Annotated in this window: 26 protein-coding genes; 24 read left to right on the top strand and 2 right to left on the bottom strand. The window is 39.8% G+C overall.

The features are described from left to right. The first annotated feature begins 45 nt into the window (after positions 1-45). From AAFQ93_RS00625 to AAFQ93_RS00555, 15 genes are all read left to right on the top strand, one after another. Positions 46-759, top strand: a complete 714-nt coding sequence (locus tag AAFQ93_RS00625) for a dimethyladenosine transferase (RefSeq protein ID WP_223140189.1) — start codon at positions 46-48, stop codon at positions 757-759. Between the two features lie 19 nt (positions 760-778). Next, a complete protein-coding gene (gene rsmA, locus AAFQ93_RS00620; protein ID WP_223140188.1) occupies positions 779-1,651 on the top strand; it encodes a 16S rRNA (adenine(1518)-N(6)/adenine(1519)-N(6))-dimethyltransferase RsmA in 873 nt (290 codons plus the stop codon). Between the two features lies 1 nt (position 1,652). Continuing rightward, positions 1,653-2,531, top strand: a complete 879-nt coding sequence (gene rsgA / locus AAFQ93_RS00615; protein ID WP_223140187.1) for a ribosome small subunit-dependent GTPase A — start codon at positions 1,653-1,655, stop codon at positions 2,529-2,531. Between the two features lie 10 nt (positions 2,532-2,541). Continuing rightward, positions 2,542-3,198 carry a ribulose-phosphate 3-epimerase gene (rpe, locus tag AAFQ93_RS00610; RefSeq protein WP_223140186.1) on the top strand — a complete coding sequence of 219 codons (657 nt, stop codon included), beginning with the start codon at positions 2,542-2,544 and terminating at the stop codon, positions 3,196-3,198. Next, the gene (locus AAFQ93_RS00605; protein WP_075227334.1) at positions 3,161-3,823 is read left to right on the top strand and encodes a thiamine diphosphokinase; all 663 of its coding nucleotides are present in this window, start codon (positions 3,161-3,163) and stop codon (positions 3,821-3,823) included. Before rpe ends, AAFQ93_RS00605 begins: the two co-directional genes overlap by 38 nt. Position 3,824: 1 nt before the next feature. Further along, positions 3,825-5,081 (top strand): DNA recombination protein RmuC, encoded by a 1,257-nt coding sequence (gene rmuC, locus AAFQ93_RS00600; RefSeq protein ID WP_375555355.1) that lies wholly within the window; start codon positions 3,825-3,827, stop codon positions 5,079-5,081. Continuing rightward, the gene (locus AAFQ93_RS00595; protein WP_375555354.1) at positions 5,071-6,012 is read left to right on the top strand and encodes a 3'-5' exoribonuclease YhaM family protein; all 942 of its coding nucleotides are present in this window, start codon (positions 5,071-5,073) and stop codon (positions 6,010-6,012) included. Before rmuC ends, AAFQ93_RS00595 begins: the two co-directional genes overlap by 11 nt. Positions 6,013-6,115: 103 nt before the next feature. Then, positions 6,116-6,940 (top strand): pur operon repressor, encoded by an 825-nt coding sequence (gene purR / locus AAFQ93_RS00590; protein ID WP_375555353.1) that lies wholly within the window; start codon positions 6,116-6,118, stop codon positions 6,938-6,940. A 72-nt stretch (positions 6,941-7,012) separates the two neighbouring features. Continuing rightward, the gene (locus AAFQ93_RS00585) at positions 7,013-8,266 is read left to right on the top strand and encodes a diaminopimelate decarboxylase (protein ID WP_375555352.1); all 1,254 of its coding nucleotides are present in this window, start codon (positions 7,013-7,015) and stop codon (positions 8,264-8,266) included. Positions 8,267-8,399: 133 nt separating this feature from the next. Next, positions 8,400-9,194 carry a pyruvate formate-lyase-activating protein gene (gene pflA / locus AAFQ93_RS00580; protein ID WP_001287990.1) on the top strand — a complete coding sequence of 265 codons (795 nt, stop codon included), beginning with the start codon at positions 8,400-8,402 and terminating at the stop codon, positions 9,192-9,194. A 201-nt stretch (positions 9,195-9,395) separates the two neighbouring features. Beyond that, complete coding sequence (locus tag AAFQ93_RS00575; protein ID WP_070460800.1) at positions 9,396-10,106, top strand: ABC transporter ATP-binding protein; 711 nt, start codon at positions 9,396-9,398, stop codon at positions 10,104-10,106. A gap of 1 nt (position 10,107) precedes the next feature. Continuing rightward, positions 10,108-10,893 (top strand): ABC transporter permease, encoded by a 786-nt coding sequence (locus tag AAFQ93_RS00570; protein ID WP_070460798.1) that lies wholly within the window; start codon positions 10,108-10,110, stop codon positions 10,891-10,893. Position 10,894: 1 nt separating this feature from the next. Beyond that, entirely contained in the window at positions 10,895-11,614 is a 720-nt protein-coding gene (locus AAFQ93_RS00565) for an ABC transporter permease (protein WP_375555351.1), read from the top strand. Between the two features lie 62 nt (positions 11,615-11,676). After that, positions 11,677-12,363: a response regulator transcription factor gene (locus AAFQ93_RS00560; RefSeq protein ID WP_049528276.1), complete on the top strand. Its 687-nt coding sequence runs from the start codon at positions 11,677-11,679 to the stop codon at positions 12,361-12,363. Then, positions 12,333-13,424, top strand: a complete 1,092-nt coding sequence (locus AAFQ93_RS00555; RefSeq protein WP_049528273.1) for a sensor histidine kinase KdpD — start codon at positions 12,333-12,335, stop codon at positions 13,422-13,424. The genes AAFQ93_RS00560 and AAFQ93_RS00555 overlap by 31 nt, the downstream gene beginning before the upstream one ends. A gap of 140 nt (positions 13,425-13,564) precedes the next feature. Here AAFQ93_RS00555 and yidC read toward each other — a convergent pair whose 3' ends face one another. Both yidC and AAFQ93_RS00545 read right to left on the bottom strand, forming a co-directional pair. Further along, positions 13,565-14,491: a membrane protein insertase YidC gene (gene yidC, locus AAFQ93_RS00550; protein WP_049528270.1), complete on the bottom strand. Its 927-nt coding sequence runs from the start codon at positions 14,489-14,491 to the stop codon at positions 13,565-13,567. 77 nt (positions 14,492-14,568) lie between these two features. Then, complete coding sequence (locus AAFQ93_RS00545; RefSeq protein WP_049502928.1) at positions 14,569-14,847, bottom strand: acylphosphatase; 279 nt, start codon at positions 14,845-14,847, stop codon at positions 14,569-14,571. A 33-nt stretch (positions 14,848-14,880) separates the two neighbouring features. On the opposite strand from AAFQ93_RS00545, the gene AAFQ93_RS00540 reads away from it, so the two are divergent. The 9 genes from AAFQ93_RS00540 to AAFQ93_RS00500 all read left to right on the top strand — a co-directional run bounded on the left by AAFQ93_RS00540 (position 14,881) and on the right by AAFQ93_RS00500 (position 21,326). Beyond that, positions 14,881-15,621 carry an RNA methyltransferase gene (locus AAFQ93_RS00540; RefSeq protein WP_070460792.1) on the top strand — a complete coding sequence of 247 codons (741 nt, stop codon included), beginning with the start codon at positions 14,881-14,883 and terminating at the stop codon, positions 15,619-15,621. Between the two features lie 53 nt (positions 15,622-15,674). Further along, complete coding sequence (locus AAFQ93_RS00535) at positions 15,675-16,358, top strand: Bax inhibitor-1 family protein (protein WP_375555350.1); 684 nt, start codon at positions 15,675-15,677, stop codon at positions 16,356-16,358. 96 nt (positions 16,359-16,454) lie between these two features. Beyond that, positions 16,455-17,447, top strand: coding sequence for an aspartate--ammonia ligase (asnA, locus tag AAFQ93_RS00530; protein ID WP_000747986.1), 993 nt, complete (start codon positions 16,455-16,457; stop codon positions 17,445-17,447). A gap of 60 nt (positions 17,448-17,507) precedes the next feature. Then, entirely contained in the window at positions 17,508-18,047 is a 540-nt protein-coding gene (gene rsmD / locus AAFQ93_RS00525) for a 16S rRNA (guanine(966)-N(2))-methyltransferase RsmD (protein WP_375555349.1), read from the top strand. Beyond that, complete coding sequence (gene coaD / locus AAFQ93_RS00520; RefSeq protein WP_375555348.1) at positions 18,037-18,525, top strand: pantetheine-phosphate adenylyltransferase; 489 nt, start codon at positions 18,037-18,039, stop codon at positions 18,523-18,525. Before rsmD ends, coaD begins: the two co-directional genes overlap by 11 nt. Further along, positions 18,509-19,546 carry a SepM family pheromone-processing serine protease gene (locus AAFQ93_RS00515; RefSeq protein WP_223140177.1) on the top strand — a complete coding sequence of 346 codons (1,038 nt, stop codon included), beginning with the start codon at positions 18,509-18,511 and terminating at the stop codon, positions 19,544-19,546. Before coaD ends, AAFQ93_RS00515 begins: the two co-directional genes overlap by 17 nt. Before the next feature lie 56 nt (positions 19,547-19,602). Continuing rightward, entirely contained in the window at positions 19,603-19,833 is a 231-nt protein-coding gene (locus AAFQ93_RS00510; protein WP_000615324.1) for a DUF1146 family protein, read from the top strand. Between the two features lie 25 nt (positions 19,834-19,858). After that, positions 19,859-21,145: a UDP-N-acetylglucosamine 1-carboxyvinyltransferase gene (gene murA, locus AAFQ93_RS00505; RefSeq protein ID WP_070460789.1), complete on the top strand. Its 1,287-nt coding sequence runs from the start codon at positions 19,859-19,861 to the stop codon at positions 21,143-21,145. After that, entirely contained in the window at positions 21,138-21,326 is a 189-nt protein-coding gene (locus AAFQ93_RS00500) for a DNA-directed RNA polymerase subunit beta (protein ID WP_049502949.1), read from the top strand. Before murA ends, AAFQ93_RS00500 begins: the two co-directional genes overlap by 8 nt. Positions 21,327-21,461 lie beyond the last annotated feature (135 nt).

Raw genomic sequence — 21,461 nt, 5'->3', positions numbered from 1 at the left:
TACTTGAACCACTAACCTTTTTCAAAGATTGTGAAAGGAAATGATATGGCAAATAGAACTTATATTTACTTAAAAAACGGAGATGAAGCTCGTATTCTAACAGAGGGAATTTACACAATACCCTATTTTTGGCAATTATTTTGGGATGAAGAAGATTTAAAAGCTCCGATTGCTCTCTGGGAAACAGCAGAAAAACTGGAAGAAGATGAAGAGCAAGCAGAAAGATTTTACCAAGAGCAGAATGTAGATATCTTGCTTTCTATTGAAAAATTCCAGCAGAATGCCCTCAAAAACCGATCTTTTTTAGAAGAGAATGCCCCACAATCCGTGCAACTATATGATGCCTTTGTTCGTTATATTCTTGCAAACGTAAAAGATGGTGATGTGCTCGGATTTGATGTCTTAGATGTTGTTTTTATGGACCAAGTGTCTGTTGTTTCTGATAAACTGTTAAAAAATATACGGGCTATTCGGGAAAATCAACCCAAAGATTTAGATTTTTCTTTGACAGAAGAGAACTTAATTGGTCTTGCTATGGGTTTTCCTGACTATTATGCTTCAGAATTATTGCCAGAAGACAATATTCTAGATTCGGTTGCCTATCAGGATGAACTCAAGAAAACGAACCCCCAAGAAGATAAGAAAGTGCTTGATATGACTGGATCTGATTCAAAAGGGAACAAACCTCGTGTTCTTTTAGTGTTTTGGATTTTGTTGGCACTAGGAATTATGTGGGTTTTATATATTATTTTTAGCTAATAAATAGAAAAGAGAATAAATGAGAATTGCAGATTATAGCGTGACCAAGGCAGTGCTGGAGCGTCACGGCTTTACTTTTAAAAAGTCCTTCGGACAAAATTTCTTGACCGATACCAATATCCTTCAAAAAATTGTGGATACGGCTGAGATTGATGACCAGGTCAATGTCATTGAGATTGGGCCGGGTATTGGTGCCTTGACGGAATTTTTGGCTGAGCGTGCAGCTGAAGTTATGGCCTTTGAGATTGACCATCGCTTGGTACCAATTTTAGCTGATACCTTGCGTGATTTTGATAATGTAACCGTAGTTAACGAAGATATTCTCAAGGTTGATTTGGCGCAGCATATCCAGAATTTCAAAAATCCTGATTTACCAATCAAGGTAGTGGCCAACTTACCCTACTATATCACGACACCTATTCTCATGCACTTGATTGAAAGTGGCATTCCTTTTAGTGAGTTTGTGGTCATGATGCAAAGAGAAGTGGCGGATCGTATCTCTGCTAAGCCAAATACCAAGGCTTACGGTAGCTTGTCGATTGCCGTTCAGTATTACATGACAGCTAAGGTTGCCTTTATTGTACCTCGTACGGTCTTTGTGCCAGCACCAAATGTAGACTCAGCTATCCTGAAAATGGTACGTCGTCCAGAACCTGCTGTAGCAGTAACAGATGAGAACTTCTTCTTTAAGGTTTCCAAGGCTAGTTTCACCCATCGTCGCAAGACCTTGTGGAACAACTTGACAGGTTACTTTGGCAAGACTGAAGAAGTCAAGGATAAATTGACTAAGGCTTTGGACCAGGCCGGACTATCCCCAAGTGTACGCGGTGAAGCTCTTGGATTAGAAGAATTTGCCAGTCTAGCAGATGCGCTTAAAGGACAAGGACTCTAAGATGCAGGGACAAATTATTAAAGCCTTGGCGGGCTTCTACTATGTGGAAAGTGAGGGTCAGGTCTATCAGACACGCGCGCGTGGGAATTTCCGTAAAAAAGGTCACACGCCCTATGTTGGAGATTGGGTAGATTTTTCTGCGGAGGAAAATTCCGAAGGTTATATTCTCAAGATTCACGAACGAAAAAATAGTCTGGTTCGCCCACCCATTGTCAATATTGACCAGGCCGTTGTCATTATGTCGGTTAAAGAACCTGACTTTAATAGCAACTTGCTGGATCGCTTCTTGGTTCTTTTAGAGCACAAGGACATTCATCCTATTGTCTATATTTCCAAAATGGACTTATTAGAGGATAGGGGAGAGCTGGATTTTTACGAGAAAACCTATGATGCTATTGGTTACGACTTTGTGACGAGTAAAGAAGAACTTTTACCCTTGTTGACAGGCAAGGTTACGGTCTTTATGGGGCAGACGGGTGTTGGGAAGTCAACCCTCCTCAATAAAATCGCACCAGATCTCAATCTTGAAACAGGAGAAATCTCAGACAGTCTGGGTCGCGGTCGTCACACCACTCGAGCGGTTAGTTTTTACAATCTCAATGGTGGTAAAATTGCAGATACCCCAGGATTTTCATCGCTAGATTATGAAGTGACAACAGCAGAAGACCTGAATCAGGCTTTTCCAGAGATTGCTAGTGTCAGTCGTGATTGTAAGTTTCGTACCTGTACTCATACCCATGAGCCATCTTGCGCTGTAAAACCAGCTGTTGAAGAAGGTACCATTGCTACCTTCCGTTTTGACAACTACCTGCAATTTCTTAGTGAGATAGAAAATCGCAGAGAAACCTATAAAAAAGTCAGCAAAAAAATTCCAAAATAAGGAGAAGCCTATGTCTCAATACAAGATTGCTCCGTCAATTCTGGCAGCAGATTATGCCAACTTTGAACGTGAAATTAAACGCCTAGAAGCAACTGGGGCAGAATACGCCCATATCGATATCATGGATGGTCACTTTGTACCTCAGATCAGCTTTGGTGCAGGTGTGGTTGAAAGCCTTCGTCCTCATAGCAAGATGGTTTTTGATTGCCACTTGATGGTATCAAATCCTGAACATCATCTAGAAGACTTTGCGCGTGCAGGAGCGGATATTATCAGCATCCATGTCGAGGCAACACCTCATATCCATGGGGCCCTTCAAAAAATTCGTTCTCTTGGTGTCAAACCTTCAGTCGTCATTAATCCTGGTACACCTGTTGAGGTGATTAAGCATGTGCTACACTTAGTTGACCAAGTATTAGTCATGACAGTTAACCCTGGATTTGGTGGGCAAGCCTTTCTGCCAGAAACCATGGATAAGGTACGTGAATTGGCTGCCCTTCGTGAGGAAAAAGGATTGAATTTTGAAATTGAAGTGGATGGTGGGATTGATGATCATACCATAGCTCAAGCCAAAGAAGCTGGCGCCACAGTCTTTGTAGCAGGGTCCTATGTCTTTAAGGGAGATGTCAATGAACGAGTGCAAGCTCTCAGAAAAGAACTGGACTAGGGTTGCAGTTTTTGCTGGTGGAGACCGTGGTCACTATCGAACAGATTTTGATTGCTATGTCGGTGTGGATCGAGGCTCGCTTTGGGTACTAGAGAAAAAACTTCCTCTTGCTCTTGCAGTTGGGGATTTTGATTCTGTGACTGTAGAAGAACGGCAGTTGATTCAAGCGAATGCCCAGCACTTTGTCCAAGCCCAGCCAGAAAAAGATGATACGGATCTGGAACTAGCGCTTTTAACGATTTTTGAAAAAAGTCCTCAAGCTCAGGTTACTATTTTTGGTGCCCTAGGTGGTCGCATTGACCATATGTTAGCTAATGTCTTTCTACCCAGCAATCTTAAATTGGCGCCCTATATGCGTCAAATAGAGATTGAGGATGGACAAAATTTGATTCGTTACTGTCCAGAAGGAACCAGTCAACTTGAACCACGTTCAGACTATGATTACCTTGCTTTTATGCCTGTGAGGGATAGTCGTTTGACAATACTCGGTGCCAAGTATGAACTGACAGAGGAGAATTTTTTCTTTAAGAAAGTTTATGCTTCTAACGAATATATAGATAGGGAAGTGTCAGTGACTTGCCCAGATGGCTATGTGGTCGTCTTGCATAGCAAAGATAGGAGGTAGGATGGAAAGTTTACTTGTTGTTTTATTAGTTGCTAATCTAGCCGGCCTCTTTCTCATATGGCAAAGGCAGGACAAGCAGGAAAAATATCTGACCAAGAGTTTGGAGGACCAAGCAGATAACCTATCAGACCAGCTAGATTATCGATTTGAACAAGCCAGACAAGCTAGTCAGCTAGATCAAAAAAATCTAGAAGTAGCTGTTAGTGACCGTTTGCAGGAGGTGCGGATTGAATTGCACCAAGGCTTAACTCAAGTTCGGCAGGAAATGAACGAAAACCTCCTCCAAACCAGAGATAAGACTGACCAACGCCTCCAAGCCTTGCAGGAATCAAATGAGCAACGCTTAGAACAAATGCGCCAAACGGTTGAGGAGAAATTAGAAAAGACCTTGCAGACACGCTTGCAGGCCTCCTTCGAGACGGTTTCTAAACAACTGGAATCTGTCAATCGAGGTCTGGGTGAAATGCAAACTGTTGCGCGAGATGTCGGTGCGCTAAATAAAGTTCTTTCTGGGACTAAAACGCGAGGAATTCTAGGTGAATTACAACTGGGACAGATTATTGAAGATATCATGACACCTGCCCAGTATGAACGAGAATTTGCAACTGTTGAAAACTCGAGTGAACGTGTGGAATACGCTATTAAGTTGCCTGGGCAAGGAGACCAAGAATATGTTTACCTACCGATTGACTCCAAGTTTCCGCTGGCGGATTATTACCGCTTAGAAGAAGCTTATGAAGCAGGTGATAAGGACGAGATTGAGCGCTGTCGTAAGTCTCTCCTAGCAAGCGTCAAGCGTTTTGCTAAGGATATTAAGAGTAAGTACCTGGCGCCACCTCGGACAACCAATTTTGGAGTCTTGTTTGTTCCGACAGAAGGACTCTATTCGGAAATTGTTCGAAATCCGATTTTCTTTGATGATTTGAGACGGGAGGAGCAAATTATCGTTGCAGGTCCAAGTACCTTGTCGGCTCTTCTTAACTCCCTATCGGTTGGTTTCAAGACTCTGAATATCCAAAAGAGTGCCGATCATATTAGCCAAACTCTAGCCAATGTCAAAACCGAATTTGGCAAGTTTGGTGGGATTCTGGTCAAGGCACAAAAACATCTCCAACATGCCTCAGGCAATATTGATGATTTATTAAACCGTCGTACTACAGCTATCGAGCGAACGCTTCGTCACATTGAGTTATCAGAAGGTGAGCCTGCGCTTGATTTGCTTCAATTCCAAGAAGATGAGGAAGAATATGAAGATTAGTCACATGAAGAAAGATGAGCATTTTGAAGGTTTTTACCTAATCAAGTCAGCTGACCTGAGACAGACACGTGCTGGGAAAAACTACCTAGCCTTCACCTTCCAAGATGATAGTGGAGAAATCGAAGGGAAGCTCTGGGATGCTCAACCCCACAATGTTGAAACCTTTACAGCAGGGAAAGTAGTCCACATGCAGGGACGCCGAGAAGTTTATAATAACACCCCTCAGGTTAATCAGATCACCCTTCGCTTACCTCAGCCTGGCGAACCCAACGACCCAGCGGACTTTAAGGTTAAATCTCCAGTAGATGCCAAAGAGATTCGTGAGTATATGTCACAGATGATTTTCAAAATTGAAAATCCTATTTGGCAGCGAATTGTTCGGAAACTCTACACCAAATATGACAAGGAATTCTACTCCTATCCAGCTGCTAAGACCAACCATCATGCTTTTGAGACAGGTCTTGCTTACCATACTGCTACTATGGTTCGTTTGGCAGAAGCGATAGCAGATATTTATCCTCAGCTCAATAAAAGTTTACTTTATGCAGGAATCATGCTCCATGATTTAGCCAAGGTCATCGAGTTGACAGGTCCTGACCAAACTGAGTACACGGTCAGAGGCAATCTCCTCGGGCACATTGCTTTGATTGACAGTGAAATCACAAAAGCAGTTATGGAACTTGGAATCGATGATACCAAAGAAGAGGTTGTCCTTCTTCGTCATGTCATTCTCAGTCACCATGGCCTCCTTGAGTACGGAAGCCCAGTCCGTCCACGCATTATGGAGGCAGAGATTATTCACATGATTGACAATCTGGACGCAAGTATGATGATGATGTCAACGGCTCTCGCTCTTGTTGATGAGGGAGAAATGACCAATAAGGTCTTTGCCATGGACAATCGTTCCTTTTATAAGCCAAAATTAGACTAGAAACTAAAAAAATGAGCTTTATTTAGGTAATAAAGTTCGTTTTTTTAACTCTAGTGTGATATAATGAGAAAAAGACTAAATAAAAAAGAATGGTAAATGCATAATGAAATTAAGAAGAAGTGATCGGATGGTTGTTATTTCCAATTACTTGATCAACAATCCATACAAATTAACCAGTCTCAACACCTTTGCAGAAAAGTATGAATCTGCCAAGTCTTCTATTTCAGAAGATATCGTCATCATCAAACGTGCTTTTGAAGAGATCGAAATTGGTCATATCCAAACAGTGACAGGTGCAGGTGGAGGAGTTATTTTTACACCATCTATTTCTACCCAAGATTCTAAAGCTATTATTGATGAGTTGCGTGAAAAGCTCTCAGAAAGCGACCGTATCCTTCCAGGTGGCTACATTTATCTATCGGATCTGCTCAGCACACCGTCCATCTTGAAAAATATTGGTCGCATTATTGCTAAGAGCTTCATGGATCAAAAGATTGATGCGGTTATGACTGTGGCAACCAAAGGGGTTCCGCTTGCTAATGCAGTTGCAAATGTCCTCAATGTACCTTTTGTCATTGTCCGTCGAGACTTGAAAATCACAGAAGGTTCGACCGTAAGTGTCAACTACGTTTCAGGTTCTAGCGACCGTATTGAAAAAATGTTCCTTTCAAAACGTAGCCTCAAAGCGGGAAGTCGTGTCTTGATTGTCGATGACTTCTTGAAGGGTGGAGGAACCATTAACGGGATGATTAGCCTTTTAACAGAGTTTGATTCAGAGTTGGCTGGTGTAGCTGTCTTTGCTGATAATGCTCAGGAAGATCGTGAACAACAGTTTGACTATAAATCACTCTTGAGAGTCACAAATATTGATGTGAAGAACCAACAAATTGCTGTTGAAGTTGGAAATATCTTCGATACAGAAAAATAAGAATTGACTTGAAATACAAAGGTTGGAACTTTCGTCCCAGCCTTTCTTTGATAATGAATATGAAGGAGTCCTATGAAAACACCATTTATTAAACGTGAAGCTTTAGAAAAGATTGTCGAAGAGTTTCCAACCCCTTTTCACCTCTACGATGAAAAAGGGATTCGTGAGAAAGCACGCGCAGTAAACAAAGCCTTTTCTTGGAATAAGGGCTTTAAAGAATACTTCGCAGTTAAAGCAACCCCAACACCAGCTATCTTGAAGATTTTGCAAGAAGAAGGATGTGGAGTGGATTGTTCTAGTTATGTCGAACTCTTGATGAGTCACAAGCTTGGGTTTACAGGGGCGGATATGATGTTCTCATCTAATAACACCCCAGATAGAGAATATGCCTATGCTCGTGAATTAGGTGCGACGATTAATTTAGATGCCTTTGAAGATATCGAGCATTTGGAACGTGCAGCAGGCATCCCAGAAATCATCTCTTGCCGTTACAATCCTGGTGGCGTATTTGAACTGGGTACGGACATTATGGATAATCCTGGTGAAGCTAAGTTCGGGATGACTAAGGAACAGCTTTTTGAAGCCTTTGCCATCTTGAAAGAAAAGGGAGCTAAAACCTTTGGGATTCATTCCTTCCTAGCTTCCAATACAGTGACCCATCTCTACTATCCAGAATTAGCACGTCAGCTTTTTGAATTGGCAGTAGAAATCAAGGAAAAGTTAGGTATTTCACTGGATTTTATCAATCTTTCAGGTGGTATCGGGGTTAACTATCGCCCAGATCAAGAACCTAATGACATTGCTTTGATTGGTGAGGGAGTTCGTCAGGTTTATAAAGAAGTCCTCACACCAGCAGGTCTTGGTCAGGTTAAAATCTTTACAGAACTAGGTCGCTTTATGTTGGCACCCCATGGCATTCTTGTTACAAGAGTTACTCATAAAAAGAAAACCTACCGTACTTATCTAGGAGTAGATGCGTCAGCTGTCAATCTTATGAGACCGGCTATGTATGGCGCTTATCACCACATCACCAATATGATGCATCCTGATGGTCAGACTGAAGTGGTTGATGTTGTTGGTTCTCTTTGTGAAAATAACGATAAGTTTGCAGTTAATCGTGAACTACCTCAAACAGAAATTGGTGATTTGTTAGTCATTCATGATACAGGTGCGCATGGCTTCTCTATGGGCTACCAGTACAATGCCAAGCTTCGTTCGGCAGAAATTCTATATACAGAGGATGGTGGAGCACGCTTGATCCGCCGAGCAGAGCGACCAGAGGACTATTTTGCGACTCTCTATGGCTTTGATTTTGACAAGGATTAATAAATATTTTGAAAATCATGAAAGTTGAAAGTGAAAAACAGATTGTTTTCTAAAAAATAGGCAAAATCTGTGGTTTTTCTTTTCAGTCATGGTATAATAAAAACTATAAAACGTTTTCAAGGAAGGTAACGATATGTCTGAGGAAATAATTGACTATGGACAAGTGACAGGAATGGTGCATTCGACAGAGAGTTTTGGGGCGGTAGATGGCCCTGGGATTCGTTTTATTGTCTTTTTGCAAGGCTGTCAGATGCGTTGCCAATATTGCCATAACCCAGATACTTGGGCTATGGAAACAAATAAATCTCGTGTACGAACAGTAGATGATGTTCTAGAAGAAGCGCTTCGTTATCGTGGTTTCTGGGGTGACAAGGGAGGTATCACAGTCAGTGGAGGAGAAGCCCTCTTGCAGATTGATTTCTTGATTGCCCTCTTTACTAAGGCAAAGGAAAAAGGTATCCACTGCACCTTGGATACTTGTGCCCTTCCATTCCGTAACAAACCACGCTATCTAGAAAAGTTCAACAAGTTAATGGCCGTGACTGACTTGGTTCTCCTTGATATCAAGGAAATCAACGAAGCACAACACAAGATTGTAACCAGTCAAACAAATAAAAACATCTTGGCTTGTGCTCAGTACTTGTCAGAAATCGGTAAACCTGTTTGGATTCGTCACGTTCTTGTACCTGGATTGACAGACAGAGATGAGGATTTGATTGAACTTGGTAAGTTTGTAAAAACTCTCAAAAATGTTGATAAGTTTGAAATCTTGCCTTACCACACCATGGGTGAGTTCAAGTGGCGTGAACTTGGGATTCCATATTCCCTTGAAGGAGTTAAACCTCCAACAGCAGATCGCGTCAAGAATGCTAAGGAATTAATGGACACAGAAAGTTATCAAGATTACATGAAACGTGTACATGGATAAAAAAGAAGCCTGATGGAAACATCGGGCTTTTAAGTTTACACAAATAAATATAGATAAGACTAAATTAAACAAAATAAAATTTTTATGAGTTATATGACAGTACAGATTTTACAAAGATTTAAAATTCTGAAAAAAATCCGAAAATTATTGGTTAATATATACTTGTTTAAATTGATACAACAAATTGAATAGGAGAATATCATGGAACAAAGTATTACCATTAAAAATCTATGTAAGTCATATGGTCAAACTCAAATTTTAAAAGATATTTCTTTTGAAGCAAAAGCAGGTAGAGTGACTGCTTTCCTGGGTCCAAATGGAGCTGGTAAAAGTTCAACCTTACGTATCTTATTAGGATTAGATAAAGCAACATCTGGTCTTACCAAAATTGGAGATCAAGCTTATAAGGAATTACAATTTCCTCTAAAGACTGTAGGAGCTTCATTTGACAGTGTCGGAGCTCCTGATGATCGGACTGTTTATCAACATTTGAAAATTGTTGCTGCTAGTAATGGGATATCCAGTCAGCGAATTGAGCAAGTCTTGGATATGGTGGATATTAGCCATAAGAAAAAATCTAAAATTGGGAAATTATCATTAGGAGAAGGACAACGCTTGGGAATTGCAACAGCTCTATTAGGGAATCCTCAGTATCTGATATTGGATGAACCGACAAATGGGTTGGATCCAAGAGGAATTCGTTGGTTTAGAGAGTTTATAAAAAAACAGGCTCAAGAAGGGAAGACAGTCTTACTATCATCTCATATATTATCGGAAGTGGAAGCAGTAACAGATGATGTCGTCATCATAAATAAAGGCAAAGTTCTTATAAAAGGGACTTTACAAGAAGTGATGAAAAATCTTTCTTCACTAGAAGAAGTCTTCTTTAGTTTAACAGAGGGAGGAAAGTGACATGGGACTTATTTACTCTCTTCATTCTGAAATCTTGAAATTACTTTATAAGAAAGCTACTCATATTGTACTATTCTTGATACTGGTATTTCAAACGTTTTTAGCAAATATTGGTGCTTCTCAAATTGTTTCAGTTGGTATCCATGCTACACCAGAGACAACCCCAGAGTTAGTAGAAGCTATTCCACCTATTGAATTTTTAGGATTTGATGTTACTCTAGTTGGCATTTTTTTTATGATTATCTTAGGCTCAATCTACGGAGCTGAAGAGTATAAAGGCTCTGCTATTCGCACAAGCCTCCTCTCGAATACGAGTCGAATTACTCTCCTAGTTTCAAAGACATTAATTTGGCTGGCATTTTCTTTTGTCATTTCCTTCCTATCAATATTTCTGACGATTAACATGACACATTATGTTTTAGGACAAGATGGTTTATTGCTTTTTTCACTAAATGGGACAGTTTGGTTCTATATGTTTTTGGACAGTATAGCTTGGACATTGTTGGGGCTTTTAGCCTATGTTCTAGCTTTAACATTTAAAAAAGCCCTTGTTCCCCTATTGTTTTTGCTTCCTCAAGTCTACAATTTAGGAACATTCTTAGCCGACCATATATCAATTGCAAAATTTCTGCCAGTTTCATTGAGCTATGGACTGATTGCTACATCTCCTCAAATGTTAGAACAGAATAGTTTACAAAATATTTTGCTTTTACTATGTTGGAATTTGTCATTCTTGGCTTTGGCAATCTACCGATTACTTCAGTCAGATATCGGAGGAGGTGAGTAAGTTGAAAGATCAACTTAAAAGTGAGTATCTCAAGTTTATGATGAATCCTTGGCACTGGTTGATTATAGGTGCTCTGTTACTTTGTGTTCCGGCGATGGTTATTTTTTTAAATAGTAAGCCAGACCAGTTGACACTAGACTTTGTTTTGGAACAGCTACTGCAAAGTCTCTATCTAGGACAGGCAGGTTTCATTAGTCTAGCTGTCCTATTTATAGGTCAAGAATTTACAGGTTCTAGCCTTCGTACCAGTTTTCTTACCTGTCCAAACCGTTTGAAATTTATAATATGTAAACTAGCTATTGTGTTATGTGTGGAAATTGTATTATTGCTAGCTGTAATATCAGTATGTATACTAATTGCCCAAGGATACTACAATATCAATCTTTTGAGCAATATTAAACATGTTCTAACAATCCTATTTACAGTTTGTATTTCTATTTTAACCTTCTCTCTTTTAAGTGGTATTTTTGTATTTATTTCCCAGTCTTTTATCTTAATTTTGGGAATAAGTTTATCCCTTTTATTGGGGTTGGGACAAATGCTACTACAATTCAGTTCTTTTTTTAGAAATTTACCATTACTAGCTAGTATGAACTGTTACTATATCCATCCTTTATCACTTTATTATCCAGTTTGGCAAGGTCTGGGGATACAAATAGTTTGGTTATTAATTGTTTTTGTAGTTGCTACACTGATACTTAGAGAAAGAAATGTACGCTAAAGACAGGGGATATCCTGTCTTTTTATCAGTTAATGATATAATATAATTTAGGAGCGTGAGTTATGGCTTATAAAATTTTAGTGGTAGATGATGATCTTGCTATTCTTCGCCTAATAAAAAAGGTACTAGAGTATGAAAAGTATGAAGTAGTCATACGAAATAACATAGAAGAGATTGATCTTTGTGATTTTACAGAATTTGACTTGATTTTGTTAGATATTATGATGCCTGTTAGTGGTTTAGAAATCTGTCAGATGATTCGCGATCAGATAACTGTTCCTATCTGTTTTATAACTGCTAAGGATATGGCTGAAGATTTGGTAGCTGGAATCAATGCAGGCGCCGATGATTATATTATGAAACCTTTTAGTATGCAGGAGCTTTTAGCACGTGTTAAAATGCACCTACGTCGTGAAGAACGGACTAAAGGAACTGTTCATCAGATAAAAAGCGGGAAGCTTGTACTATATACTGATAGTAAGGAACTATTTATAAAGAATGATAAGATTGCCTTGACAAGAAGGGAATTTGATATTGTCAGCCTTCTAGCAAGTCACCCAAATAAAATATACTCAATTGAGGAAATTTATAATTATCTATATCCACAAAGTTCAGAAGCTCTTTTACGTTCGGTTTCAGAGTATATTTATCAAATTCGTCAAAAGCTGAAACCTTATCAATTAAATCCGATTAAAACCTTGTACGGTGGAGGTTATCAATGGGTAGAATCAAAAGTTTTAGACAATTAATTCGAGAAACCTGTTGGAGAATTATTTGGCAGTTTAGTCTTGGCTTATTAATGGCCTATCTTATTCCCTTAGCTTCTGTATCCATACAAATAATGGAGGATGGAAAACCTCTTAAAAATAATGATGTTCAATCAATTTTTTTCAATGTGTCATCATGGGTATATATTTGTGTTTTATTGATTGTTCTAATAAGTTATCACATTGGAAAATTGTTGAAAAAACTGAGTTATGAAATGAATTTGATTTATGAAAAGAGTATGTGGCTAGAAAGCGAATGTACAGAAAGATTAACAGTTAAGGAATTTCGTGAGACTGGAAATCGAATTATTGTGATGCAAGATCGTATTCGACAGCTATTAGATGATGAGAAGCAACAGAAAGAAGATTTGATGTTTCAGGTTTCAGCAGTGTCTCATGATTTGAAGACACCTTTAACTATCATCAAAGGGAATGCAGAATTTTTGCACACGTCCACTAAAGATGAGCAGTCTAAAGAATGTTTAGCAGATATAGTTCATGCTAGTCAACGCTTGCTTGATTATTTTAATCAGTTGATTCATTATTCTAAAACTTACTATGATGATGAGACAGGTTGGACGGAGTATTCTTCTTCAGATTTTATCAATGAATTAGAGAAAGAAGTCTCTTTTTTGATAAAAAATCAGATGAAGTTTTCTTTTGAACAAAATTTGAAAGGAACTGAAAGCTATTATATAAATCCATCTCTTCTGATTCGTGCAATACAAAATATTTTAACAAATGCTTTGGAGTACGCAGATAAACAGAATCCTAAAATTAAAATTAGAGTAGAGCAAGAGGGAAAAGAATTAAAAATAGGTATATGGAATAATGGCTCTGAATTTCCAGAAGAAGTTTTAAATAATTATGGGAAGCTCTTTTATCGTATGGATAAAGCTAGATCGTTTAAAGAGCAACACTATGGTATTGGACTTAGTTTTGTATGTAGAGTTGCAAAACTGCATAAAGGCCAAGTCGAACTGAGGAATAGAGACGAGGGAGCAGAAGTTTTAATGACTCTCAATTGTATTAAATCAAAGTGATTTACTTACTAATTTGTTGTTATAGGATTTAAATAAATTAAGATGTGAAAGTAGATAATAAAAACGAATGAATGATACCTAGTTCATGAAAACTATTTGTCATTCATTCGTTTTTTAATTATTGGATAATACACGTAGCTTTATCTAGAATGTTGTTTGCCAGAATTGCGTTTTTTGTTTTTCTTCTTGTTAGAAGTTGCGATAGCTGAGACTGGTTCAGGTGTGACATCTTTACGAGTAGCTGAAGTTTTACTTGCTTTTGGTGGATTCTTGGCATATTCTTCACGTACTTTTTTACGAAGTTTTGGACGAACGATGTAGTTGATGATAAATTGTTGAAGAATCATCATGAAACCACCGACAACCCAGTAAAGTGTAACGCTGGCTGGTGAGAAGACAGAGAACACGACAATCATGAGAGGGCTCATATAGAGCATCTTCTTGATTTGTTCTCTTTGAGTTTCATCCTCAACTCCATGTAAAGAAAGGAGTGATTGAAGATAGTAAAGGATACCAGCAAAGGCAACCAAAATCATACTAGGTGAGCCTAGAGGAATTCCTAGGTAGCTTGCTTGGGCAACTCCTTCAGTATGTTGGGCAGCAAAGTAGATAGCAGAGAAGAAAGGCATTTGAATGAGAATAGGGAAACATCCCACGCCGCCAAACATGCTGATGCCGTGCTCTTTTTGAGCAGCAAAGAGAGCTTGTTGAGCTTCTAATTTTTCTTCTTGAGTCGTTGCTTCTTTCAGACGAGTCTGATGTGGTTCAAGAACATGCTTGAGAGCATTCATCTTCTCAGAGTGAAGCGTTGCTTTCCATGATTGGTAGATACCAAGTGGGAGGATAATCAAGCGGACGATAATGGTTACAATGATGATTCCAACACCGAAACCGAGGCCTTGGTCATTAGCGAAGTATTTGATAGCTTCTCCCATCGGAGCACCCAAGAAATCCCAAACGGGACCAATTGGCTTACCTGTTGCTTTATCAACCTGGACACAACCTGTCAAGACTAATAGCATAGCCACTCCCATGACTGAGAGAGCGATTCGTTTAATTGATTTCACTGTTTTTATTCCTTCTTTAAAAATTATACCTTTCTATTCTACTGTTTTTTTGGAAAATATACAATAGTTCTAGAGACCTAATTTGCGACTTTGAAGTCTGAATAAGATGGAAAGTTACTCATTTGCACATCTAGGTAGGTTACTTTAGAGAATGGGGTAGGGCCTTTTCGAATCTCTTGGATAAACTTGGCCATGATGGCAGAAGACTCAGCCTGAGCTAGAATTTCAACTGTTCCATCGTCGTTATTCCAGACACGACCCGTAATGCCACCTAGTTCTAGAGCTAGGGTATAGACACCCCAGCGGAAGCCCACTCCTTGGACGCGACCTTGGGCGATCATTTTAACCTTTTGCATACCAAACCTCCTTGATTGTGTTATAATATTTCTATGACTATTATAACCTCTAAAGCCAATTCTGTGGTGAAAAATGCCAAAAAATTACATCAAAAAAAATATCGGAAAACCTCTTACTTGATTGAGGGTTGGCACTTGTTTGAAGAAGCTGTTCAAGCTGGTGCAAAGATTGAAAAAATTTTTGCTCTGGTAGAGTATGGAGATAAACTGGTAGACTATCCTCAAACTGTTTTTGTAACCGAAGAAATTCTGCTTGATTTAGCAGATTCCCAAACGCCTCAGGGCATTGTTGCCATTGTTCAAAAGGAAGAGGACCAGTTGCCAGATTTGAGCCAAGGGAAGTATCTCTTTTTAGAAGATGTGCAGGATCCTGGAAATGTAGGGACCATGATTCGGACAGCAGATGCGGCAGGTTTTTCAGGAGTCATTGTTTCAAGCAAATCAGCAGATATTTATAGTTTGAAGGCTCTCCGCTCCATGCAAGGCAGTCATTTCCATTTGCCCATTTATCGCATGTCTGTTGAAACATTCGTTGAAGAGGCTAAAAATAGTGATTTACCGGTTCTGGCAACTACCTTGTCTCAAAATTCTAAAGATTATCGTGAACTGGCTTGCCTAGAAGATTTTGCCTTGGTCATGGGGAATGAAGGTCAAGGCATTAGTCCATTCATGACAGACCAGGCAGACCAGCTGGTTCATATCAGCATGAAAGGGCAGGCAGAAAGTCTCAACGTTGCCATTGCTGCAGGCATACTCATGTTTTATTTGAGTTAAAATAGTTTATTTTTGTTATAATCAGTAAAAAGATTTCATAAGGAGAAAAAGATATGAATCAAACAATTATTCAAGAAAGTTCTGGCCTGAATCAATTTTATGCAAAAGTCTATGCTTTTGTAGGGATTGGGATCGCCTTATCTGCACTTGTTTCAGCCTTAATGTTAACAACCTTCCAAGACCTTCTTGTTCAGTTGATGTTTAACGCCCGCATATGGCTAATCGTAACAGGAGTAGTTGAAGTTGCTCTTGTCATTGCAGCCAGTAATATGGCTTATAAAAATAGCCCAGCAGCTCTTCCGATGTTTCTCATCTATTCAGTAGTGAACGGTTTTTCACTGAGTTTCATCGTGTCGCTCTATCTACCAGGAACGGTTCTAACGGCCTTTATTTCCAGCGCAGCTCTCTTCTTTGTCATGGCTATTATTGGAGTTGTGATTAAAAAGGACTTGAGTGGTATCGGACGTGCTTTGATTGGAGCCTTGGTAGGTCTCATCTTGGCTATGATTGTTAATGTATTCTTAAACAGTGGTCTATTCGATTACATTATCAGTATTGTCATGGTTCTTGTTTTTGCAGGTTTGATTGCTTGGGATAACCAAAAGATTCGCTATGTTTATGAAGAATCAAATGGTCAAGTCGCTACAGGTTGGGCAATTTCATTAGCACTTAGCCTCTATCTTGACTTTATTAACCTCTTCCTTAGCTTCTTGCGTATCTTTGGAAGTGACGATTAATACTTTTAGAGCTCAAATGAGCTCTTTTTTTAATTTTTACTTTTATTTTTACTGGCAAAAGGGTATAATCATCTTATTATTCAAAAGGAGAGATGTATGAAGAAAAGTTTTATCCATCAACAGGAAGAAATTTCCTTTGTAAAAAATACCTTTACCCAGTATTTGAAAGATAAATTAGAAGTTGTAGAAGTGCAAGGACCAATCTTGAGTAAGGTTGGTGATGGGATGCAGGATAACCTTTCAGGGATTGAACATCCAGTTTCTGTTAAGGTTTTGCAAATCCCGGATGAAACCTATGAAGTGGTGCATTCCCTTGCTAAGTGGAAACGCCATACCTTAGCTCGTTTTGGTTTTGGCGAGGGTGAAGGCCTCTTTGTTCACATGAAGGCCCTTCGTCCAGACGAAGACTCGCTAGATGCGACTCACTCAGTCTATGTGGACCAGTGGGACTGGGAAAAGGTCATTCCTAATGGGCAACGCAATCTTGCCTATCTTAAAGAAACAGTAGAAAAGATTTATAAGGCTATTCGTTTGACAGAGTTAGCAGTAGAAGCACGCTATGATATTGAGTCCATTTTGCCTAAGCAAATTACCTTTATCCATACAGAAGAATTGGTAGAACGCTACCCAGACTTGACACCAAAAGAACGTGAAAATGCTATCTGTAAGGAGTTCGGTGCGGTCTTCCTAATTGGTATCGGTGGAGAATTGTCAGATGGAAAACCTCATGACGGACGTGCACCAGACTATGATGACTGGACAACTGAGTCTGAAAATGGCTATCATGGCTTGAATGGGGACATCCTTGTTTGGAATGATAATTTGGGTGCAGCCTTTGAATTGTCTTCAATGGGCATTCGTGTCGATGAAGACACTCTCCGTCGTCAAGTAGCTATCACAGGAGACGAAGACCGTTTAACCTTAGAATGGCATAAGGCTCTTCTAAATGGACTCTTCCCATTGACAATCGGTGGAGGAATTGGCCAATCTCGTATGGCTATGTTCCTGCTTCGTAAGAAGCACATCGGTGAAGTCCAAACCAGTGTTTGGCCGCAAGAAGTGAGAGATACTTACGAAAATATTCTTTAATCAATCGAGCCGTAAGGTTCGATTTTCTTTTTTTGATAAGAATTTGGTATAATAGACGTTATGAAAATCGTATCAGGAATCTACGGTGGGCGTCCTTTAAAGACGCTGGACGGTAAAACGACAAGGCCAACATCAGACAAGGTTAGGGGCGCTATTTTCAATATGATTGGTCCCTACTTTGAAGGAGGACGTGTGCTAGATCTTTATGCTGGCAGTGGTGCTCTATCCATCGAAGCAGTCTCAAGAGGGATGTCCAGTGCCGTTCTGGTTGAGAAGGATCGCCGAGCCCAGAATATAGTCGCAGAAAATATCCGAATGACTAAGGAAACCTCTAAGTTTCAATTGTTGAAAATGGAATCCAGTCGTGCATTAGAACAGGTTGATGGTGTCTTTGATCTTATTTTTTTGGACCCTCCCTATGCAAAAGAACAAATCGTGTCAGATATTAAAAAAATGGCAGAGAGAGATCTTTTTTCAGAAGATGTCATGGTGGTATGTGAGACAGATAAATCAGTAGAACTTCCAGAAGAAATCGCCTGTTTGGGTATCTGGAAGGAAAAAATATATGGAATTAGTAAGGTGACGGTTTATGTCAGATAAGATTGGGCTATTTACAGGTTCCTTTGATCCGATGACCAATGGACATCTGGATCTCATTGAGCGTGCAAGTAAGCTCTTTGATCAATTGTATGTAGGAATTTTTTATAATCCTCATAAAACAGGATTTTTGACGATAGAGAGCCGAAAGAAAACTGTTGAAAAAGCAGTGGCACATCTAGAGAATGTCCAAGTCATAGCTTCTCACGATGAATTAGTCGTTGATGTTGCTAGAAGATTAGGTGCAGGGATCTTGGTGCGTGGCTTGCGTAATGCAACAGATCTTCAGTATGAAGCTAGTTTTGATTTTTACAACCATCAACTAGCGGGAGAAATGGAGACAATCTACCTTCACAGTCGCCCAGAGCATGTATACATCAGCTCTTCGGCTGTGAGAGAACTATTGAAATTTGGTCAAGATATCAGCGGGTATGTACCAAATGCTGTCCTAGAGGAGTTAAACAATGAAGAAAAAAACTAGATGGCCCTTATATCTCATTATTGGGCTCATTATCACTTTTATCGCTTTTACGGTGCCCCTGCCTTATTATATCGAGGTGCCAGGAACTTCTGAAGATATTCGAAAGGTTTTACAAGTTAATAACCAACCTGACCAAGAGGAAGGTTCCTACCAATTTGTGACGGTTGGAGTTAAGCACGCTAGAATGGTTGACTTGTTTTATGCCTGGCTAACTCCTTTTACGGACATACATAGTGCCAAAGAGATGACGGGTGGTTCATCAGATGCGGAATTTATGCGAATCAACCAGTTTTATATGGAAACTTCGCAAAACATGGCCAAATATCAAGGTTTGAAGACGGCTGGTAAGGAAATCGAGCTCAAATATCTGGGTGTCTATGTTTTGACTGTAACAGATAATTCGACTTTCAAGGGAGTTCTTAATATTGCTGACACTGTAACCGCAGTGAATGATAAGACTTTTGAGAGCTCCAAGGAGATGGTTGACTACGTTAATTCTCAAGCTCTAGGTGATCAGGTTAAGGTTACTTATGAGGAGGATGGAAAAGTCAAGACTGCCGAAGGAAAGATCATTACTCTAGAAAATGGGAAGAATGGTATCGGAATCGGCTTGATTGACCGCACAGAAGTATCTAGTGATGTACCAATCAAGTTTTCAACTGCTGGCATTGGTGGACCTAGTGCTGGGATGATGTTTAGTCTGTCTATTTATACACAAATTGCAGACCCTACTCTTCGAAATGGACGGATTATTGCGGGTACAGGAAGCATCGATAGAGATGGGAACGTAGGTGACATTGGTGGAATTGATAAAAAGGTTGTGGCCGCAGCTAAAAAGGGAGCAACTGTATTCTTTGCTCCTAACAATCCAGTAACTGAAGAAGCTAAAAAAGCAAATCCAAATGCCAAGAGTAATTATGACACAGCTCTAGAAGCAGCTCAAATGATTAAAACAGACATGAAAATCGTTCCAGTCAAAACGCTTCAAGATGCGATTGACTATTTGAAAAACAATCCCTAAACAGTAGGCGAATCCCTAAACTAGCTTAGAAAAAAAGAAGATGGTATAATAGGCAAATGATTCAATTGTTTTTTACCCTTAGTAGTCATATGTTTTTTGTCTACCTAGTCTTTCAGCTCTTGAAAGATTTGGTCAGATGGGATCAAATTTTGAAGGTGACAAAGGATAATGCGAAGAAGGTTCGACTCTTGGTAGTATTGTGTAGTATCGGTTTAGGATATCTGATTAGTTCCTTTTTCCTAAATCTCTACCAACTTTGGCAAGAAGCAGTTAGAACACTATTCTAAAATTGTAAGTGAAGGAAAATACTCTATGGAAAAAATTGTAGTTCAAGGTGGCGATAATCGTTTGGTTGGAAGTGTTACCATCGAGGGCGCAAAAAATGCAGTTTTGCCACTGCTTGCAGCAACTATTTTAGCAAGTGAAGGAAAAACAGTCTTAAAAAATGTTCCTATTTTATCGGATGTTTTTACCATGAATCAGGTGGTTCGTGGATTAAATGCGAAAGTAGACTTTGATCAAGAAGCACATATTGTTGAAGTTGATGCGACTGGAGATATCACAGAAGAAGCTCCCTATAAGTATGTCAGCAAGATGCGTGCTTCTATTGTAGTATTGGGGCCAATCTTGGCTCGTGTAGGACATGCTAAAGTTTCGATGCCAGGTGGCTGTACGATCGGTAGTCGTCCGATAGACCTCCACCTTAAAGGACTCGAAGCAATGGGGGCTGAGATTACTCAGACGGCAGGTTATATTGAAGCTAAGGCGGAACGCTTGCACGGTGCACATATCTACATGGACTTTCCAAGTGTAGGTGCTACTCAAAACTTGATGATGGCAGCAACTCTTGCTAACGGCGTTACAGTCATTGAAAATGCTGCGCGTGAACCTGAGATTGTCGACTTGGCTGTTCTCCTAAATAAAATGGGTGCCAAAGTTAAGGGGGCAGGAACAGAAACTATTACCATTACTGGTGTTGAGCAACTACACGGTGCAACCCACAATGTTGTGCAAGACCGTATTGAAGCAGGGACCTTCATGGTAGCAGCTGCCATTACAGGTGGAGATGTCTTGATTCTGGATGCTATCTGGGAACATAATCGCCCCTTGATTGCTAAATTACAGGAAATGGGTGTTGAAGTCATCGATGAGGACGAAGGAATTCGTATTCGTTCTCAACGTGAAAAATTAAAGGCTGTTCACGTTAAGACACTTCCACATCCAGGATTTCCGACGGATATGCAAGCGCAGTTCACTGCTCTAATGACCGTTGCTCAAGGTGAGTCAACTATGGTAGAAACTGTATTTGAGAATCGTTTTCAACATTTAGAGGAAATGCGTCGTATGGGCTTGCACTCTGAAATCATCCGTGATACAGCCCGTATCGTCGGAGGACAGCCTCTCCAAGGTGCAGAAGTTCTATCGACAGACTTACGTGCCAGTGCAGCCTTGATTTTGACAGGCTTGGTAGCTGAAGGCGAAACAGTTGTAGGAAAGCTTGTCCATTTAGATAGAGGTTACTACCGTTTTCATGAAAAATTAGCCCAGTTAGGAGCTAAGATTGAACGGGTAAGTGTGGAAGCTGATGAAGATGAATAAACAATCCAAATATGTCTTACGTCGCTTAATCTTAGTAATTGTAGTATTACTACTAGGAGTCTTAGCTCTTGCTATTGGTTTGATGATTGGCTATGGTATTCTAGGAAAAGGTCAAGATCCTTGGGCTATTTTAGCACCAGCAAAATGGCAAGAACTCATCGCAAAATTTACAGGAAAATAGAGAGTGGGACAGAAATCGGTAATTCGTTAGAATTCGATTTCGTCGTCCCACCTCCGCACAGTTGAGTAGGGCTGTAAAAGCTGATGAAATCAGCGTAGTAGAGCCCACTCAACCACTGCGTCTTGCTCGACAATC

The organism is Streptococcus nidrosiense, from assembly GCF_042140045.1.
GTDB lineage: Bacteria > Bacillota > Bacilli > Lactobacillales > Streptococcaceae > Streptococcus > Streptococcus nidrosiense.
Note: the sequence above shows the minus strand (reverse complement) of the source record. Positions and strands in the feature narration are given on the sequence as shown.

Excerpts from the sequence above, each read along its gene's own strand:
- AAFQ93_RS00625 (WP_223140189.1), top strand. The coding sequence starts at position 46 with ATGGCAAATAGAACTTATATTTACTTAAAAAACGGAGATGAAGCTCGT.
- rsmA (WP_223140188.1), top strand. The coding sequence starts at position 779 with ATGAGAATTGCAGATTATAGCGTGACCAAGGCAGTGCTGGAGCGTCAC.
- rsgA (WP_223140187.1), top strand. The coding sequence starts at position 1,653 with ATGCAGGGACAAATTATTAAAGCCTTGGCGGGCTTCTACTATGTGGAA.
- rpe (WP_223140186.1), top strand. The coding sequence starts at position 2,542 with ATGTCTCAATACAAGATTGCTCCGTCAATTCTGGCAGCAGATTATGCC.
- AAFQ93_RS00605 (WP_075227334.1), top strand. The coding sequence starts at position 3,161 with ATGAACGAGTGCAAGCTCTCAGAAAAGAACTGGACTAGGGTTGCAGTT.
- rmuC (WP_375555355.1), top strand. The coding sequence starts at position 3,825 with ATGGAAAGTTTACTTGTTGTTTTATTAGTTGCTAATCTAGCCGGCCTC.
- AAFQ93_RS00595 (WP_375555354.1), top strand. The coding sequence starts at position 5,071 with ATGAAGATTAGTCACATGAAGAAAGATGAGCATTTTGAAGGTTTTTAC.
- purR (WP_375555353.1), top strand. The coding sequence starts at position 6,116 with ATGAAATTAAGAAGAAGTGATCGGATGGTTGTTATTTCCAATTACTTG.
- AAFQ93_RS00585 (WP_375555352.1), top strand. The coding sequence starts at position 7,013 with ATGAAAACACCATTTATTAAACGTGAAGCTTTAGAAAAGATTGTCGAA.
- pflA (WP_001287990.1), top strand. The coding sequence starts at position 8,400 with ATGTCTGAGGAAATAATTGACTATGGACAAGTGACAGGAATGGTGCAT.
- AAFQ93_RS00575 (WP_070460800.1), top strand. The coding sequence starts at position 9,396 with ATGGAACAAAGTATTACCATTAAAAATCTATGTAAGTCATATGGTCAA.
- AAFQ93_RS00570 (WP_070460798.1), top strand. The coding sequence starts at position 10,108 with ATGGGACTTATTTACTCTCTTCATTCTGAAATCTTGAAATTACTTTAT.
- AAFQ93_RS00560 (WP_049528276.1), top strand. The coding sequence starts at position 11,677 with ATGGCTTATAAAATTTTAGTGGTAGATGATGATCTTGCTATTCTTCGC.
- AAFQ93_RS00555 (WP_049528273.1), top strand. The coding sequence starts at position 12,333 with ATGGGTAGAATCAAAAGTTTTAGACAATTAATTCGAGAAACCTGTTGG.
- AAFQ93_RS00545 (WP_049502928.1), bottom strand. The coding sequence starts at position 14,847 with ATGCAAAAGGTTAAAATGATCGCCCAAGGTCGCGTCCAAGGAGTGGGC.
- AAFQ93_RS00540 (WP_070460792.1), top strand. The coding sequence starts at position 14,881 with ATGACTATTATAACCTCTAAAGCCAATTCTGTGGTGAAAAATGCCAAA.
- AAFQ93_RS00535 (WP_375555350.1), top strand. The coding sequence starts at position 15,675 with ATGAATCAAACAATTATTCAAGAAAGTTCTGGCCTGAATCAATTTTAT.
- asnA (WP_000747986.1), top strand. The coding sequence starts at position 16,455 with ATGAAGAAAAGTTTTATCCATCAACAGGAAGAAATTTCCTTTGTAAAA.
- rsmD (WP_375555349.1), top strand. The coding sequence starts at position 17,508 with ATGAAAATCGTATCAGGAATCTACGGTGGGCGTCCTTTAAAGACGCTG.
- coaD (WP_375555348.1), top strand. The coding sequence starts at position 18,037 with ATGTCAGATAAGATTGGGCTATTTACAGGTTCCTTTGATCCGATGACC.
- AAFQ93_RS00515 (WP_223140177.1), top strand. The coding sequence starts at position 18,509 with ATGAAGAAAAAAACTAGATGGCCCTTATATCTCATTATTGGGCTCATT.
- AAFQ93_RS00510 (WP_000615324.1), top strand. The coding sequence starts at position 19,603 with ATGATTCAATTGTTTTTTACCCTTAGTAGTCATATGTTTTTTGTCTAC.
- murA (WP_070460789.1), top strand. The coding sequence starts at position 19,859 with ATGGAAAAAATTGTAGTTCAAGGTGGCGATAATCGTTTGGTTGGAAGT.
- AAFQ93_RS00500 (WP_049502949.1), top strand. The coding sequence starts at position 21,138 with ATGAATAAACAATCCAAATATGTCTTACGTCGCTTAATCTTAGTAATT.